Origin of the sequence: Lachnoclostridium sp. An131 (assembly GCF_002160825.1) — a bacterium.
Classification (GTDB): domain Bacteria; phylum Bacillota; class Clostridia; order Lachnospirales; family Lachnospiraceae; genus Laedolimicola.
This window is the reverse complement of record NZ_NFLI01000015.1, coordinates 53,234-69,427: the sequence shown is the minus strand read 5'-3', so window position 1 is coordinate 69,427 and position 16,194 is coordinate 53,234. Positions and strand designations below refer to the sequence as shown.

At 50.6% G+C, this 16,194-nt stretch carries 19 protein-coding genes; 2 read left to right on the top strand and 17 right to left on the bottom strand.

What is annotated here, in order from left to right:
- Nucleotides 1–23 precede the first annotated feature (23 nt).
- Entirely contained in the window at nt 24–1,100 is a 1,077-nt protein-coding gene (locus B5E77_RS12895; protein WP_087165760.1) for a tyrosine-type recombinase/integrase, read from the top strand.
- Between the two features lie 119 nt (nt 1,101–1,219).
- Here the strand turns inward: B5E77_RS12895 and B5E77_RS12890 are convergent, their stop codons facing one another.
- Complete coding sequence (locus tag B5E77_RS12890; RefSeq protein WP_087165759.1) at nt 1,220–2,335, bottom strand: DUF3048 domain-containing protein; 1,116 nt, start codon at nt 2,333–2,335, stop codon at nt 1,220–1,222.
- 308 nt (nt 2,336–2,643) lie between these two features.
- Here B5E77_RS12890 and lexA point away from each other — a divergent pair, with 308 nt between their 5' ends.
- Nucleotides 2,644–3,261 (top strand): transcriptional repressor LexA, encoded by a 618-nt coding sequence (gene lexA / locus B5E77_RS12885; protein ID WP_087165758.1) that lies wholly within the window; start codon nt 2,644–2,646, stop codon nt 3,259–3,261.
- Nucleotides 3,262–3,348: 87 nt separating this feature from the next.
- On the opposite strand, the gene B5E77_RS12880 is transcribed toward lexA, so the two are convergent.
- From B5E77_RS12880 to B5E77_RS12805, 16 genes are all read right to left on the bottom strand, one after another.
- Nucleotides 3,349–3,789: a hypothetical protein gene (locus tag B5E77_RS12880; RefSeq protein WP_087165757.1), complete on the bottom strand. Its 441-nt coding sequence runs from the start codon at nt 3,787–3,789 to the stop codon at nt 3,349–3,351.
- Entirely contained in the window at nt 3,786–4,406 is a 621-nt protein-coding gene (locus B5E77_RS12875; RefSeq protein WP_087165756.1) for an NUDIX hydrolase, read from the bottom strand. Before B5E77_RS12875 ends, B5E77_RS12880 begins: the two co-directional genes overlap by 4 nt.
- A 75-nt stretch (nt 4,407–4,481) precedes the next feature.
- Entirely contained in the window at nt 4,482–5,168 is a 687-nt protein-coding gene (locus B5E77_RS12870; RefSeq protein WP_087165755.1) for a DUF554 domain-containing protein, read from the bottom strand.
- 6 nt (nt 5,169–5,174) lie between these two features.
- Nucleotides 5,175–5,540: a ribosome silencing factor gene (gene rsfS / locus B5E77_RS12865; RefSeq protein WP_087165754.1), complete on the bottom strand. Its 366-nt coding sequence runs from the start codon at nt 5,538–5,540 to the stop codon at nt 5,175–5,177.
- Complete coding sequence (yqeK, locus tag B5E77_RS12860) at nt 5,537–6,154, bottom strand: bis(5'-nucleosyl)-tetraphosphatase (symmetrical) YqeK (RefSeq protein ID WP_087165753.1); 618 nt, start codon at nt 6,152–6,154, stop codon at nt 5,537–5,539. Before yqeK ends, rsfS begins: the two co-directional genes overlap by 4 nt.
- On the bottom strand, nt 6,155–6,787 hold the full coding sequence (gene nadD / locus B5E77_RS12855) for a nicotinate-nucleotide adenylyltransferase (RefSeq protein ID WP_087165752.1): 633 nt from the start codon (nt 6,785–6,787) through the stop codon (nt 6,155–6,157).
- 30 nt (nt 6,788–6,817) lie between these two features.
- The gene (gene yhbY, locus B5E77_RS12850) at nt 6,818–7,120 is read right to left on the bottom strand and encodes a ribosome assembly RNA-binding protein YhbY (RefSeq protein ID WP_087165751.1); all 303 of its coding nucleotides are present in this window, start codon (nt 7,118–7,120) and stop codon (nt 6,818–6,820) included.
- 51 nt (nt 7,121–7,171) lie between these two features.
- Entirely contained in the window at nt 7,172–8,461 is a 1,290-nt protein-coding gene (obgE, locus tag B5E77_RS12845; protein ID WP_087165750.1) for a GTPase ObgE, read from the bottom strand.
- Between the two features lie 122 nt (nt 8,462–8,583).
- Nucleotides 8,584–8,871 carry a 50S ribosomal protein L27 gene (rpmA, locus tag B5E77_RS12840; RefSeq protein WP_087165749.1) on the bottom strand — a complete coding sequence of 96 codons (288 nt, stop codon included), beginning with the start codon at nt 8,869–8,871 and terminating at the stop codon, nt 8,584–8,586.
- Nucleotides 8,872–8,875: 4 nt separating this feature from the next.
- Entirely contained in the window at nt 8,876–9,196 is a 321-nt protein-coding gene (locus B5E77_RS12835; protein WP_087165748.1) for a ribosomal-processing cysteine protease Prp, read from the bottom strand.
- Nucleotides 9,197–9,201: 5 nt separating this feature from the next.
- Nucleotides 9,202–9,513 (bottom strand): 50S ribosomal protein L21, encoded by a 312-nt coding sequence (gene rplU / locus B5E77_RS12830; protein WP_087165747.1) that lies wholly within the window; start codon nt 9,511–9,513, stop codon nt 9,202–9,204.
- Nucleotides 9,514–10,036: 523 nt separating this feature from the next.
- The gene (locus tag B5E77_RS12825; RefSeq protein ID WP_087165746.1) at nt 10,037–10,759 is read right to left on the bottom strand and encodes a MerR family transcriptional regulator; all 723 of its coding nucleotides are present in this window, start codon (nt 10,757–10,759) and stop codon (nt 10,037–10,039) included.
- A 72-nt stretch (nt 10,760–10,831) separates the two neighbouring features.
- Nucleotides 10,832–12,049: a MalY/PatB family protein gene (locus B5E77_RS12820; RefSeq protein WP_087165745.1), complete on the bottom strand. Its 1,218-nt coding sequence runs from the start codon at nt 12,047–12,049 to the stop codon at nt 10,832–10,834.
- Nucleotides 12,050–12,263: 214 nt separating this feature from the next.
- Nucleotides 12,264–13,466, bottom strand: a complete 1,203-nt coding sequence (locus B5E77_RS12815; protein ID WP_087165744.1) for a ribonuclease E/G — start codon at nt 13,464–13,466, stop codon at nt 12,264–12,266.
- 2 nt (nt 13,467–13,468) lie between these two features.
- Complete coding sequence (locus B5E77_RS12810; RefSeq protein WP_087165743.1) at nt 13,469–14,188, bottom strand: TIGR03936 family radical SAM-associated protein; 720 nt, start codon at nt 14,186–14,188, stop codon at nt 13,469–13,471.
- The gene (locus B5E77_RS12805) at nt 14,185–16,140 is read right to left on the bottom strand and encodes a TIGR03960 family B12-binding radical SAM protein (RefSeq protein ID WP_087165742.1); all 1,956 of its coding nucleotides are present in this window, start codon (nt 16,138–16,140) and stop codon (nt 14,185–14,187) included. Before B5E77_RS12805 ends, B5E77_RS12810 begins: the two co-directional genes overlap by 4 nt.
- Between the last annotated feature and the right edge of the window lie 54 nt (nt 16,141–16,194).

Here is a 16,194-nt window from a genome sequence, read left to right as displayed (position 1 = left end):
TGAAAGGAGAAATTACCGAAATCATGGAATACAGAAGCTACCACGAACAGACAGACATGACAAATATTCAAAAGCTGAGGGAAATCTTAAAGACGCTTCCTCCATTTGCCAAAGACTATTTCCGAGCTGTGGAGCCTACTACATCCACCCGTACACGAATTTCCTATGCATACGATATCAGAGTCTTCTTCCGCTTTTTGATGGAGGAAAATCCATACTACAAAAATTACCAGATCACAGATTTTAAGGTGACTGATCTGGACAGGCTGGAGGCTGTGGATATCGAAGAATATGAAGAATACCTGAAATTATACCAGAGGGATGAAACGGACGGCTCTACCGTCTCTGTGACAAACGGAGAACGCGGACTGAAACGGAAAATGTCGGCCCTGCGAAGCTTCTATGCCTACTATTACAAACGTCAAATGATCCAGACGAACCCTACCGTCTTTGTGGACATGCCGAAGCTCCACGAAAAAGCCATCATCCGTCTGGACGCTGATGAGACCGCACGCCTGCTCGATTTTATCGAGCACGGCGGAGACAGCCTGACCGGTCAGCGAAAGGTATATTATGAAAAAACAAAGGAGCGCGATCTGGCGATTGTCACGCTTCTTCTGGGTACGGGAATCCGCGTGTCAGAATGTGTTGGACTGGATATCACAGACATTGATTTCAACAATAACGGCATTAAGGTGACGCGAAAAGGCGGCTCTGAGATGATCGTCTATTTTGGAGAGGAAGTGGAGCAGGCACTCAGAGGCTATATCGAAGGCAGCCGGAAGCTGGTGATCCCTCAGACCGGTCACGAGCGGGCCCTCTTCTATTCCACGCAAAACCGGCGTATCAGCGTAAGCGCGGTAGAAAACCTGGTAAAAAAATATTCACGCCAGGTGACGCCGCTGAAAAAAATCACGCCTCACAAGCTTCGGAGCACCTACGGTACAAGTCTCTATCAGGAAACAGGCGATATTTACCTGGTAGCAGACGTCCTCGGACATAAGGATGTAAATACCACAAGAAAGCATTATGCGGCGCAGGATGAAAACCGGCGGAGAAGGGCCGCAAAGGCCGTCAGGCTCCGTGAAACCTTGGATTGAATGGAATATCATCCTCGTTCCCAAACCCCATCCATGCAAAATAAAATTCATGCAAAAGCGCAGACAAGACTGAACGTTTGTCTGCGCTTTTTCTGATATAACATCTATGTATCTATCGATTACTCAATTACCAGCTGATCCCACACTTCATCAGCCACAAAAGCGATATAAGTCTTTCCAGTATTGACGGTGATTTCATCGCCTGTCATATCATAATAGATCGTGCGGTCCGTATCGGAAATCTTGCTCCAGGTAATCGGTATCGCCTGACCGTTTGTAATGTAATAGCCTTCCATTCCAGTCGCCAGGCAGTTCCAGACCATATAACCATGATCGTCAAGCTGATTGTAGCTCATTTTCTGAAGAATGACATTCTTGAATGCCAGCTGCTGGTTTCCATTGCCCGGATCCAGGTGTGCGGAGCCATATTCGGAATACAGATAGGTTCCGGAGGCCTCGTCGTAATTAAGCTCTGAGCCGTTGTGCGGGAACGGAAGATCCACCAGTGTGCAGGCCTTGCTTCCGATCTCATCCGTCAAATCTACCGGATTGCTCTCAGAAGCGAATTCAAAATGAGGCTCTGTGGGAGCATATTCATTGTAATTACGATCTACGTCAGAATTATTGAAATTCTTGTCCATATCACCCGGCAGTATGTACTCAGTGAATTCCCGGGGCTTTCCATTGTCTACGCGGGAAAAGGTACCGCTGAAATGATCTACGTAATCATTTTCCAGGAAGCTGTTGATATAGAAAGGTCCTCCGTCGTGGCATACGATAGCGTTCCACTCAGGAGCAATCATAAAGTTGGTCGGACGTACGCTGCGGACGCTGCCGAGCTGATCAATGCTGTCGTAATCCTTTACCAAAACCATAAAACGCGTGATCTGTCCATTCTGTGTGCTGTTCATCATCTCATAAATGACGTCGGCCTGAGTCAGCCCGTAATGAGGAAGCGCTGTTTTTTCGTTGTCCACCATCACGGCAATCGGCCGCTGGTCCTTCAGATCCTCGCTGATCCACTCGTTCGTCAGCTCACTGCGGTACATTCCCTCCGGAGCTACCTCTTCCTCTACCTCCTCTTCCTCTTCTGTCTCTTCAGGGATAACTTCATCCTCCGTAGAAAAGGTATCTGCAGTTGAAACCTCTTCCTCTTCCCTGCTTCCGCAGCCTGCAGCGCCTGTAAGACATACAAGGCTTAACGCCAGCAGAAGCCATGCTGCATGTTTTTTCATCTTCTGGTTCCTTCCTGTGTGTTTTCCCCCAGCATGCAAAAACATTCTCTGCAATCAAACGCTGAGAGTGTAATAATTTAGTAATAATTATATCATAAATCATTACGGGATACCAGATAAAATTATGGATTCCTTTAAAGTTCATGGATCGTTTACATTTACAGCGTATTTGTTATACAACGTTCATATAGTAGACATAATTTATTTACGTAAACCTGCCAGACCAGAACAAATTTTCTAAACATTTGTTTGCATCTGCCGGATACATGTGCTATACTGAAGTATATAATGAAGGAGGAATATACAGCATGCCCTACGGAAAAATTTCAAAAAAGCAGTCAGAAATACTTGAATATATAAAATCCCAGATTATCAACAAGGGCTATCCCCCTTCGGTTCGTGATATCTGTGAAGCCGTGGATCTGAAATCCACCTCCTCCGTCCACTCCCATTTGGAGACCCTGGAAAAGAACGGTTATATCCGCCGCGATCCTACAAAGCCCAGGGCGATTGAGATTATCGATGACAATTTCAATCTGGCGCGCAGAGAGGTTGTAAATGTTCCTATCGTTGGAAAAGTGGCAGCCGGTGAACCGATCCTGGCTGTGGAGAACATAGATTCCTATTTCCCCGTTCCGATGGAATTTATGCCGAATGAACAGTGCTTTATGCTGAAGGTAAAGGGAGATTCCATGATCAACGCGGGGATTTTCGACGGAGATACCATTATTGTAGAGCAGAGCCAGACCGCCCGGAACGGGGATATGGTAGTAGCTCTTGTGGATGACTCAGCGACAGTAAAGACCTTTTACCGCGAAGCGGATCACATCCGCCTTCAGCCTGAAAATGATACGATGGAGCCGATTATTGTGCCAGACTGTCAGATTCTTGGAAAGGTATTCGGCGTATTTCGGTTCTTCCGGTAACATAAAAAGAATTGCAAGCCTTTAAAGCGCTATGAAAAACCTTCTGATAAACAGCCCTTTGCAGAAAGGACGCATCAGAAGGTTTTTTTACCAGACTCTCTTCGACATGGAAAGATAAGGCACATTTTTCTGACGGCTCCGTTTTCTGGCCGCCTGCATCCGGCAATAATCCAGAAGCTCCCGCGCATCCTCCCAGAATTTCTGGGTCTCGGGATCGGATGAAATCAGCAGAAAGATCTTTTCGAAATAAGGAATCGCCTCTTCCTCTCTGTCCAGCCAGTAAAGCGCAAAGCCCATACGGAAATTCCAGTTGGGATCCTCCTCTTCCACCGCGCTTTCCAGCAGCTCGATTGCATGAAGATGATACTCCGGATGTTCTGTGCCGCCTGCCGCGTTTTCATAGGCCCGCGCCAGAAGTCCGGTCAGCTCATGACCGCGCTCTGCATCCGGAATCCTTTCCAGCTCGTCAATGATTTTCTGATATTCGTTATTCTGATGCCAGATTTCCAGCTGTTCTTCCAGTGTCATGCTTCTACCTCCAGAAACGCAAACGGATCGGCGGGATCTGAATGGAGAAAATGCATCATCATATATGCGCACATCAGAGATACATTTTCTTCCTTCAAAATTCTCCGGATCTCTGTCCTGTCCGCAAGAACCACTTCGATCTCCTCACTGTCCTCCAGCCCTTCCCTGGAAATCCGGCCGTCTGCCGTGCCATATACGGCCGCGCAGGATTCATCGGTCATTCCAATGGTGGTAAAATAGGGCCTCGAGTACATGGGATCGACCTCCAGGGGATGGAAGGTCAGTCCTGTCTCCTCTTTCAGCTCCCGAATACCTGCCTCATGAAAATCTTCCCCTTCATCTACAAGACCAGCCGGAAACTCATAGATATAATCTGCAATGCTGTATCGGTACTGCCGGATCAGAACCACCCGCTCCCTCGCCTGCCCGTAAAGGGCATATATGATCACGCCGTCCGCCTTATTGACCCTTGTCGAGAGCTTCAGCTCCGCAACGCTGCAGGCCCGGGAAGCCACATGGTAGAGGCCCTTTTTCCCCGTCCGGTGCACGACATCCAGATCATACATATTCAGAAAGCGGTTCTGTGTAATCTGCGTAATCTTTTGAATACTGCTCATGTCTTTTTCTTCCCCCAATCCGATCTCTGCCCGTTAACTGTTTTTTATCGAATGCCTGCCGCGGCAGCCTTTACTTTACATCAGTCTGCACAGCAGAATTGGCAGTAAAACGGCAGGTATGGAATTCATAACACGAATCCTGTTTTTAAACATCATATTAATACCGATGCCAATGATCAGCAGCGAGCCTACGCAGGTCATTTCATTGATCACGGAGGCTGTGAGATATGGCTCGAGAAAACCTGCGCACACAACAATGCAGCCTTCATAGAGAAAGCAGAGAATACTGGAAAACATTACTCCGATTCCCATGCTGGATGCGAGTATGACAGCTGTTATGCCATCAATCAGGGATTTGGCTATCAGGGTGCTGTGATCCAGCGACAGACCGCTCTGAAGAGAGCCTACAATCGCCATAGCTCCGATACAGAACAAGAGGCTGGCATTGACAAAGCCTTCCGCCACCGAGACACCATTTTCTGAGGGGCGGCATTTTGACTGCACCCAGGCGCCCAAGCGCTCCAGGCGTTCCTGCAGCGACAGCGCTTCTCCAATCACAGTGCCGGCAGCCATGGAAATAATCACAATCAGCACATTTTCTCCGTCCAGAGAACCGCTGATGCCGATATATATCACGCAGAGTGCTATGGCCTTCATCACAGACTCTCCCATGCTCTCCGGAATCCCCTTTTTAAGCAGAAGTCCGGCTGCGCTGCCGAGAATAATCGCCGTAAAATTGATAATGACCCCTGTCAATATCATGGAAGCCTACGCCTCCTTCAGAGCCTCCGGGGAGATGAAGGCACCGTCTCTCCAGATACGCTCCAGATCATAAAACAGCCTGTTTTCCTCATCAAAAATATGGACGATAATATCGCCGTAATCCAAAAGGATCCAGCTGGCCGTCTGATAGCCTTCCACCTGCCGCGGTGAGAAGCCCGCTTTGTGAAGCTCCTCCTGCACATTATCGACCATAGCCTGAACCTGGTTTTTATTGGAACCACTGGCAATCAGAAAATAATCTGCCAGGACCGAAATCTCTGAAATATCCAGAATACGGATATCCTTTGCCTTTTTGTCTTCCAGCGCCTCGTAGGCCAGCCGGGCCATCTGCTTCGACTGTGTCTGTGTCATTCCTTTTCCTCCTTATCCGATTTACCTTCCAACGCCTCTTCTCTCTCCGCCTTATAATATTCATAGGCTTTCAGCGTCATCTCATCGATCTCTCCGGAGCCCTTATCCAGATAATTCAGGGTATCTGAAAGTATCTTGTAGAGCGCCTCGTCCAGGTCGAGAAACGCCAGCTTTCGCACTTCCGGAAGATTCGGAGCCTTATTGCGGCGCGGTTCGATATAATCTGCCACATAGACAATCTTATCCAAAAGCGACATGTTAGGCTTTCCTGTTGTATGATTTAAGATGGCGCTGACGATCTCTCTGTCATTTACGCCATACTGATGCATCGCCAGAAACGCCCCCAGCTTCGCGTGAAGCAGAAACGGATTCCGGCGTTCCACTTCTGTAATCTGAATATTGTGCTTTTCACAAAGCTTCAGCTTTTTTCCATTTGGAATACACTTTGCGCAGTCATGGAGAAGACCTGCCAGCTGCGCCTTCTGAATGTCATACTCATAACGCATGGCCAGGGCGGCGCAGGTATACATGACTCCCAGCGTATGCTGGTACCTGCCGTCGTCCATTTCATGCTTAAGCTTCTTCTGATAGGCCTTCATATCATAATTTTTCATTCAGCTTTCCCTCCCCGGCAGATACAGTCCCTCTGCATAAATATACGCTTCCACCGGAGCAGGCACATAATAGCGGATACTGCGGCGGCTCTGCACTTTTTCCCGAATCATATTCGAGGATATATCAATATTCGTGGTCGAAAGCGGATAGATCCTTGCCCCGTATTTTTTCGTAAGCGCCTCTATCCAGCTTTCAAGCTCCAGAGGCCTCATGCCATCCCGGACAGCAGCCAGAATCGCACACTGATCACAGATTCTCTGGGGCTCCTTCCAGGTATGAAAGAGCATCAGGGAATCCGCCCCCAGAATAAAATAATACTCTGTATCCGGATTCTGCTCTGCGAGAAACTCGAGCGTCTCGTAGGTATAATGATAATCCTGGGGGGTTTTTTCAAAATCAGAGACACGAAGGTGCGGATTATCCGCCACCGCAAGCTCCGCCATCCGTGTGCGCTGAGCCATGGATGCGTGAACCTGCCCTGCCTTGTGGGGCGGATTGCCGTTCGGCATGATCAGCACATAGTCCAGAGAAAAAGCCTCGCAGGCCTCCTCCGCCAGGATCAGATGCCCCGTATGAATGGGATCAAAGGTTCCCCCGAGAATCCCTACTTTCTTTCGTCTTTCCTTCCCCATAAGCCGCCTTCGCTCCAAATTCCTTCCCGATTATACGGGAAGCACAATTTTCTTCTTCCCATTTTTTTCGTCCTTGTTTTCGCGGTAAAGAACGATCTTCTTTCCAATTACCTGCACGACCTGGGCACGTGTTCTGTCCGCGATCAGCTCCGCAATTTCCCGGGGATCATCGGCGCAGTTCTGCAGCACACTGAGCTTGATCAGCTCCCTGGCTGCAAGTGCCTCTTCAATGGCCTTCGTAAGCTCCGGCGTAACGGAGGATTTTCCCACCTGAAAAATCGGATCCATCGTCATCGCCAGGCTTTTCAGATATGCCCGCTGCTTGCTTGTCATAATTTCTCCTTTATCTAAACAGGCGGATGATTCCGCCTGTCCTTTTGTTTCCTATCGATAATAATCAAAGGCGAGTCCGTACATCCGCACGGTATCTCCCTCCTGGATCCCCGCTTCCTCCAGCTCGTCCAGGATGCCTGTATCCTTCAGGAATTTCTGGAAGAACGCAAATCCCTTCTCGGAATCCAGATTTGTGTAGCCCAGCATCTTTTCGATACGGGGACCTTCCACAATATAGACGCCCTCCTCTTCCTCGGATTTCTCCACAGTATAAGGCAGATTTACATAAACCAGCTCTTCACTCGGGAAGAATTCCGGCTCAAAGATGACGGCCTCCTGCGGCGCCGCATCCAGAAGCTCTTTCACATGGTAAAGGAGCTCCTTCAGTCCCTGTCCTGCTACTGCCGATATGGGAAATACCCGGATTCCCTGGGGCTCAAATTCCTTTTTCAGCCGTTCTATGGGCTCTTCGTCTCCGCCCAATACGTCCACCTTGTTGGCTGCGATTACCTGAGGACGGGCCGCAATCTCTTCGTTATAGGCCTTCAGCTCCTTGTTAATCGCATAAATATCCTCGATTGGATCGCGGCCCTCCGTGGAGGCTGCGTCCACCATATGGATCAGCACACGGGTGCGCTCAATATGGCGCAGGAACTCATGGCCCAGTCCCACGCCCTCGGAAGCTCCCTCGATCAGTCCCGGAATATCCGCAATCACAAAGCCTCCGCCGCCTTCCAGATCCACAACACCCAGATTCGGCGTCAGCGTCGTGAAATGATAATTGGCAATCTTGGGCTGCGCGTTCGTCACTCTGGAAAGAAGCGTGGACTTTCCTACGTTCGGGAAGCCTACCAGGCCTACGTCCGCGATGACCTTCAGCTCCAGCACCACCTCCAGCTCCTGAGCCGGCTGCCCCGGCTGGGCATACTTGGGAACCTGCATGGTAGAAGTGGCAAAATGCTGGTTGCCGGCTCCGCCCCGGCCGCCCTTCAAAATGGTCTGGCGGCGGTTCTCTCCCGACATATCAGCGATTATCCTGCCGCTTTCTGCGTCCCGAATGATCGTTCCCTCCGGAACCTTTAATATGATATCGCCGCCATCCTTTCCATGGCAGCGCCGTTTTCCGCCTTCTTCTCCGTCCTGCGCCTTAAACTTACGCCTGTGACGGTAATCGTAGAGGGTATTCAGTCCCTCGTCTACTTCAAAAATCACATCGCCGCCCCGGCCGCCGTCACCGCCGTCGGGCCCGCCGTTCGGCACGTACAGCTCCCTGCGGAAGCTCACATGTCCGTCGCCGCCCTTGCCTGAACGGATATATATTTTTGCTCTGTCTGCAAACATTTTTAATCTCCTGCAAAAAGCTGTCTGCTTCCGGAGAAGGACCTTACCGCCCCTGCCAGCCGGAAGACTTATTTCTGAGTAAAAGAGGCTTCAAATCTACCGACTTGAAGCCTCAAACCAACTTATTCTGCTGCTACCGGGACGATAGAAACCTGCTTCTTATCTCTTCCCTTTCTCTCGAATCTGACAACTCCGTCAGTCAGAGCGAACAGGGTGTCATCTCCGCCGCGTCCTACGTTCACACCCGGGTGAATCTTGGTTCCGCGCTGTCTGTAAAGAATGTTTCCAGCCTTTACAAACTGTCCGTCAGCTCTCTTGGCTCCCAGTCTCTTGGACTCGGAATCACGGCCGTTCTTTGTGGAACCTACTCCCTTTTTATGAGCGAACAACTGAAGGTTCATCTGTAACATGATCTTACACCTCCTTGAATACAATCCTGATGTATGATTTTCCATAGCTTCGTTGAATGTCTGTCAGTCCAAGTACCATGGAATCCAGCAGCAATACGGCTTTCTCCGACAGCGCTTCCGGAAAGCTGCAGCTCAAATAGCCGTCCTTCTCTTCTCCTGAAAACCTGTCTTCGGTAAAGGCTTCTATGGAATTCAGCGTATTCAGCGACAAAACGCTGACTGCTGCGCACACAATATCCTCGCCTTCCTCGCCATATCCGGCATGTCCTTCTATGACAAAGCCTGCGTACTGTCCGGATCTCTTATATATGGTAACGGCTGTCATGACGATTACTGAACAGAGATCTTCTCGATCTTAACTGCCGTGTACTGCTGTCTGTGGCCGTTTTTCTTGTGATATCCAGATTTTCTCTTGTACTTGTAAACGATGACCTTCTTGCCCTTGCCGTCACCGATTACAGATGCAGTTACCGTAACGCCGGCTACTGTCGGGGTTCCTACGGTCAGAGTGTCTCCGCCGACTGCCAGAACCTGGTCAAAATTGTAGGTCTCGCCTGCCTCTACGCCAAGCTTCTCTACTCTGATGACATCGCCTTCGGATACTTTGTACTGTTTACCACCTGTTGCAATGATTGCGTACATTCTGTGGCACCTCCTGATTATTTACTCGCCAATTTTGGTGATGCGCCTCTTCTCTCCATCCGTTTTTTCTCTTGTCTTCCGTCTGAAAAGCCGGCTAGATAAAACTGGAACAGATAAAAATGCGCATACTTATACCTCGTTGTGCGGCATCCGTAATATAATAGCATAGGTGTACCGGGCTGTCAAGAGGAGGTTCAGAAATTTTTGCTTTGTGCCTGGGATGATGTGCTGTATTGGACAGAGATACGTGGTGCCCGCCTGCCGGCTGAGTATTCCCTCCAGAACTCGCTTCCGCTCCTGTCGAGCGTAACGGTACTAAGGCATGCCGGGCCAAAAAGCGGCCCGGCATGCCAAGTGCCGACGCTCTCCAAGGGTTCTTCCGGGAATATCTCAGCCGGCAGGCGCTTCCGCTTCATGCTCTGTCCGATATAGCCCGTCAGAAAGACACAAATAAAAATGTCTTCACTGTGCGTAAAACAGCACGGGCAGGGTATTGGAAAAGCCAATGGAAATCACGAGCTGCTTATCTGGCGCAGTGAATTTCAATGGCTCTTTTTACAAACTCGGCTGTTCCTTCGCCGCCGGCTTTGTCGATATTGCGCTTAAAGCGCTCGTCGTCCACATACATTTTTCCCATCTCACCAAGAATTTTGTCAGTACAGGTATAGTAATTATCTGTAATAAAGTTCTGCAGCGCAATGATTTTTTCCTGTACTGATCTGTCGGATGGCGAAAGCTGCCTCAGCGCTCCAAGCTCAGCAAATATATTCATCATCCGCCGTCCTGCTTCAGCGGAATCACCGGCTTTTTCCTGTTTCTGCTCATATTCCTGATATTCTCTGGTGCCGCCCCATCTTTCCTTTACTTCTGACTTATAGTCTTCCATCCTTTTCGTGTCAAAAACCTGAAAATCCATATTTCTTACTCCTTTTTTCTGGATTTCACGGGCAAAAGAGATAAGCTCCCCGATATGCTGATACTGCAGTTCCAGCAGTTTGATCTGCTGTGCCAGAGCTTCCGATGGATCAAAATCCCGGCTGTCGAGAATTGCTTTGATCTCCTTCAGTGGAAACTGCAGTTCCCGAAACAGTAAAATATTCTGCAGACGGCCAAGTGCCGTATCGTCATACAGCCGATAACCCGCTTCCGTTACTTCTGCAGGTTTCAGAAGACCGATTGCATCGTAATAATGCAGGGTGCGCACACTTACCCCTGTGAGCCTGCTTACTTCTTTTACTGTCCGCATAACTATCCCTCCCGTGTAAGGCCATTGTAAGCCATGACGCAGCGTCAGGGTCAAGAGTTTTCAGGAAATTATTTATACAAAGACATATTTCTTCAGGCGGTCGAAGGCTTCTGTGACAAGACTGTGAGGCAGCGCTAGATTCATGCGGATATGGCAGTCTCCGTGGAAGGGCCGGCCGTCCTGCCAAATCACCCCCACCTCAATGCCTGCCTTCTGCAAATCATCAATCGTCGTATGGTGTTCCCGGCACCAGTCTGTACAGTCCAGAAACAGCATATAGGTCCCCTGAGGCATGACCGTCCGGATTCCCGCAAAATTGTCATGGATAAAGGAAACCGCATACTCCAGATTGCTCTTCAGGACCTGGCGAAGCTCATCCAGCCATTCCTGTCCTTCGGGGCTGTAAGCAGCAATCAGAGCATGCATGGAAAGTACATTCATGGAATTGTAATGGGTGGAGGCTCCTGCTTTTGTGATCCGATCCCTCAGCAGGGAATTGTAAATCACATGATAAGAGCCCACAAGGCCGGCCAGATTAAACGTCTTGGAAGGCGCATAGAAGGCTATGGTGCGCATCCTGGCGTCATCCGAGATCATCTGTGTGGGAATATGGCGGTATCCGGGCATTGTCAGGTCAGCCCATATCTCATCCGAGATCACATGCACATCATATTTCTGATAGAGCTCCATCAGCCTTCGGATTTCCCACTCTTCCCATACACGGCCTGCCGGATTATGGGGAGAACAGAAAATGGCCGTATGAATCTTTCCATCCGCAATCTTTTTTTCCAGATCCTCATAGTCGATCCGCCACACTCCCTGCTCATCCTGTAGGAGCGGATTCAGGACCAGATTCCAGCCATTGTCTTCTGCGCAGTGTGTAAAACCGATATAGGTAGGGGACTGGACCACAATGGAATCCCCTGGCTGGCACAAGATCTTCAGAGCACTCACCACTCCGCCCAGCACACCATTCTCATATCCGATACATTCCTTCGCAAGGCCCGTGGTACCATAGCGCTCCTCATGCCACCGGATAATTCCATCAAAATAGGCTTTTGTGGGCTGAAAATATCCATAAGCCGGATGTGACGCCCTCTCCACAATCGCCTCAGAGACCGCCGGAAGTGTGGGAAAATTCATGTCTGCCACCCACATGGGGATCACAGAAAAGCCGTCCTTTATTTTTGCATCTGCGAAAAAACCGTTTCCGCTGCCGGAGCTGGGAATATCCACAGCAATGGCATCCTTCCCAAGCCGGTCCATAATTGTCGTAAAATCGTACTTCATATACTGCCTTCCTTTCCTGTGCGGCTTTTTCAGGAGGTGTACAGGGCCTGTCACGAACAGCCCCGCCGCCCCGGTTTCCTGAAAGAACCCTTGGAGAGCGTCGAAACTAAAGCTTCCCGGGCCGCTCTTTGGCCCGGGAAGCCTTAGTACCGCTACGCTTGACAGGAGCGCAAGCGGGTTCTGGAAGGAAACCGGGGCGGCGGGGCGTCCGTGCTCAGTCACTGTATACCTGCTCAAAAAGCGACTTCTGCGTTTTCTTCCGTGTAATCTCCACCAGCCCCAGCGCCGTCATATCCACCAGCGTCGTCTTTACCGGATCGTGCTTCAGCTCAGAAGCCAGATAATCCATAAGCTCCTTCTGATCCTCCTGTGCCTCCATATCAATAAAATCCGCGATGATAATGCCGGACAGATTCCGCAGGCGGAGCTGCCTGGCAATCTCGGCGGCTGCTTCCTTATTGATTTTAAAGAACGTATCCTGCTGCTTTTTCCGCCCCTGGTATTTCCCGGTATTCACGTCAATCACCGTAAGGGCTTCGGTAGGCTGAATCACCAGATAGCCGCCGGATTTCAGCCATACCCGCTCCCGCAGAGCCTCTTCCAGCGCTCCTGCAATTCCGTAAAGACTGTTCAGGGAAGGCGCTTCCTGCTCATAAAGCTGCAGCTTATTCAAGTCCTCCGGCTGGTATTCCGAAAGGTATGAGGAAAGCTCCTCATAAATGATACGATCATCCGTTATAATTTTGGAAAGCCGGCTCTGAGGCAGGCTCCGGATTCTGGCCGCATAGACGGGAGGCTCCCGGTATATAAGGGAAAAGCATACCTGATTTCGTCCGGTCTCTATGGTCTGCCGGGCAAGGGCAGTCAGACGGCTCAGCTCCTCCTTCAGCTCCGCCTCTCCGGCTCCAGCCGCATTGGTCCGGACAATGATGCCGAGGTCTTCCTGGAGAAAGGGCTCTGCAAGCTGGCGCAGCCGCTGGCGTTCTGCCTGGTCCAGCCTGGAAGAAATACCGAGCTTCCTTTTCCCTGTGGTAAGCACCAGATATTTTCCGGCAAAGTTCAGATTGCAGCTGACAGTCGGAGCCTTTGTCTTGACAGCTTCCCGGCTTACCTGCACAAGAAGCTCATCGCCAGCGGCAAGCCTCGCATGCCTTCCGGGCGAGGCATATAGCGGCGCTTCCCCGTCTGCAAGGGAATAATAGCAGAGGACGCCGTCTGCGATCTCTATAAAAGCCGCATTGATATTTGACAGGATATTTTTTACCTTTCCCACATAAATATTGCCCAGCAGGGAGCCTGCGCCGGAGGACAGGCAGGAAAGCTCTGCAGCGTGGCCGTTTTCATAATATGCGCTGACAACCCTTTCTTTTCCGTGGACAGAAAGCCGGGTCACGAGAAAATTTCCCTGTTCCTCCATTTCTAGAACTCCTCTCCCAGATCCTCCAGGCTTACAAAGCGCTCCGCTCCTTCCAGGCCTGTATCGGCGTAAAGCTCCCTCCGGTGAATCAGAAGGCCGAAATCCGGAACAGCAAAGCCTGCGTATGACGCAAATGCATCCATTACCAGCTCTGGCTTGATATTGTCGGCACTTCCGGCTGACAGACGCAGAGAAATGCAGATACGTCCGGAGCCGTCCTTTTCGCAGCGGGATTCATAGATTAACGGCTTCAGATCAAGTTCCCGTTCGCCTTTTTTTGTTTTCTTAACGATACAGATGGAATTCTGGCTGCAAAAGGAGGTCCAGGCTTCCATGATGCTTTCTGGAAGGATGCTTTCCTCCCGGAAACGCACTTCGTAGTCAGCGGCCGCTACAAGAGACATGGCATTGGAGGATTTTTCATCCGGGATCCTGCGGAACGAAAGGACCTCGACGCCTTCTGCCATCACTGCGTTCAGACGCTTCACCGCAGAAGCAGAGGACTGTTCGTTTCCAATCTCTATATCCAGATATTCGCCGTCACTGGTCAGCCCCACTCCAAGCGGGGATGCAAAGGACATAATCATATGGGGACTGAAGCCGCTGGAATAGCAGATGTCAATGTCAGCCCTGCGCATAGCCTTCTGGAAATAGCGCATGATATCCAGATGGCCGATAAATTTCATGATGCCGTATTTACGGAATTTGATGCGGATTTTCATGCCTGATTTTCTCCTTTCTTTCTCTCCTGTGCGGTTTCAGAAGAAACCAGTGTGCCTCCTTCCGGGGCCTTTTCCTGTGCCGTGCCGGACGCGGACGCGCCGGGGCATACGCCGGTATGGTAACGGCCCGCGCCGCAGCCCTGGCACTGCATCAGGCAGTTGGGCGTAACGCTTTCCTCATGGGCTCTCTCCCATTCCCGCAGCAGGAACCTCTTTGTCACACCGACGTCAATAAAGTCCCATGGGAAGATCTCGTCCGTTTTTCTCTGGCGTGTCGTGTAGAAGGAGGTGTCGATGCCCGCCTCGTCAAAGGCTTCCAGCCAGAGCTCATTATGGAAATGCTCGGACCAGGAATCGAAAAGGCAGCCCTTCTCGTAAGCAAGACGAAGCGCCTTCGATACCTTCCGGTCTCCGCGGGCGAAGATTCCCTCCAGCACTGTGACGTCCGCCTCGTGCCAGTTGTATTTGATGCTCTTGCGGTTCAGCTGGGCTTTTATTTCCGTGTTTACCGTATGGGCCTTTTCCAGAAATTCCTCCCGTGTGCACATGCGGGCCCACTGGAAGGGCGTAAAGGGCTTCGGCACAAAGAAGGAGGTGCTGACGGTGATCTGACATTTTCCGTTCCGCTGATCTTTTGGGATCTCGTAATAGCGGCGGGCGATCCGCTCCGCAAGCCAGGCGATGCTTTTCTGGTCCTCCTCTGTCTCCGTGGGCAGACCCAGCATAAAATAGAGCTTTACCTTGTTCCAGCCGCCCTCAAAAGCCTGTCCTGCTCCTTCCAGAATCACTTCCTCGGTCAGGCCCTTGTTGATCACGTCGCGCAGACGCTGGGAACCGGCCTCCGGCGCAAAGGTCAGGCTGCTCTTGCGGATATCCTGCACCTTGCTCATGACATCCAGAGAGAAGGCGTCAATGCGCAGGGAAGGCAGGGAGATATTGACCCCCCTGTTTCCAAAAGTATCAATAAGAAATGTCACCAGCTCCGGAAGCTGCGAATAATCGCTGGAGCTAAGAGAGCTTAAGGAGATCTCCTCGTGTCCGGTGCTTTCCAGCATATCAAGGGCCGCCTGTTCCAGCATTTCCAGGGAACGCTCCCGTGTAGGCCGGTACAGCATACCCGCCTGACAAAAACGGCAGCCGCGGATACAGCCTCTCTGGATCTCCAGAACCACACGGTCCTGGGTGACCTTGATGAAGGGTACCAGCGGTTTCTTCGGATAATACGTATGAGTAAGGTCGGTCACTACCTGCTTTTCCACCTTTCTGGGCGCATGGGAATTTACAGGCTCCATGGAAGCGATCGTGCCATCCTCATGACAGGTAATTTCATAGAAAGAGGGAACGTAGATTCCAGGGATCTGTGCCGCCCGCTCCAGAAACTCCTGCCGGCTTCCGCCTTCCTGCCGCACTTCCTTATAAGCATCCAGCAGGGCAAAGTAAGAGGTCTCGCCCTCTCCGATATAGAAGAGGTCAAAAAACTCCGCCAGCGGCTCCGGGTTTGTGGCGCAGGGACCGCCGCCGATCACAATCGGATCCGCCCAGGTTCGGTCTGCGGCACTTAAGGGGATTCCGCTCAAATCCAGAATCTGAAGAATATTCGTATAGCACATTTCATACTGAAGCGTAATTCCCAGAAAATCAAATTCCCGCACCGGGTCCTGGGATTCCAGCGCAAACAGCGGGATGTTCCTTTCTCTCAGAATCTGATCCAGGTCTACCCAGGGGGAATAGACGCGCTCGCACCAGACATCCTCTCTCTGATTAAACATGTCATAAAGGAGCTGGATGCCAAGATGGGACATGCCGATCTCGTATACGTCAGGGAAGCACATGCAGAAACGTACGTTCACCTTCTCCGGATCCTTTAAAACGGCGTTGATCTCATTTCCCAGATACCGGGCAGGCTTGTCTATTTTCAATAAGATTTCATCACTTAAAGCTAATTTTTTCATTTTTGGCACTTATGATATTGTGTATGAGCACACAATTACAACTTTTCTCCTTTT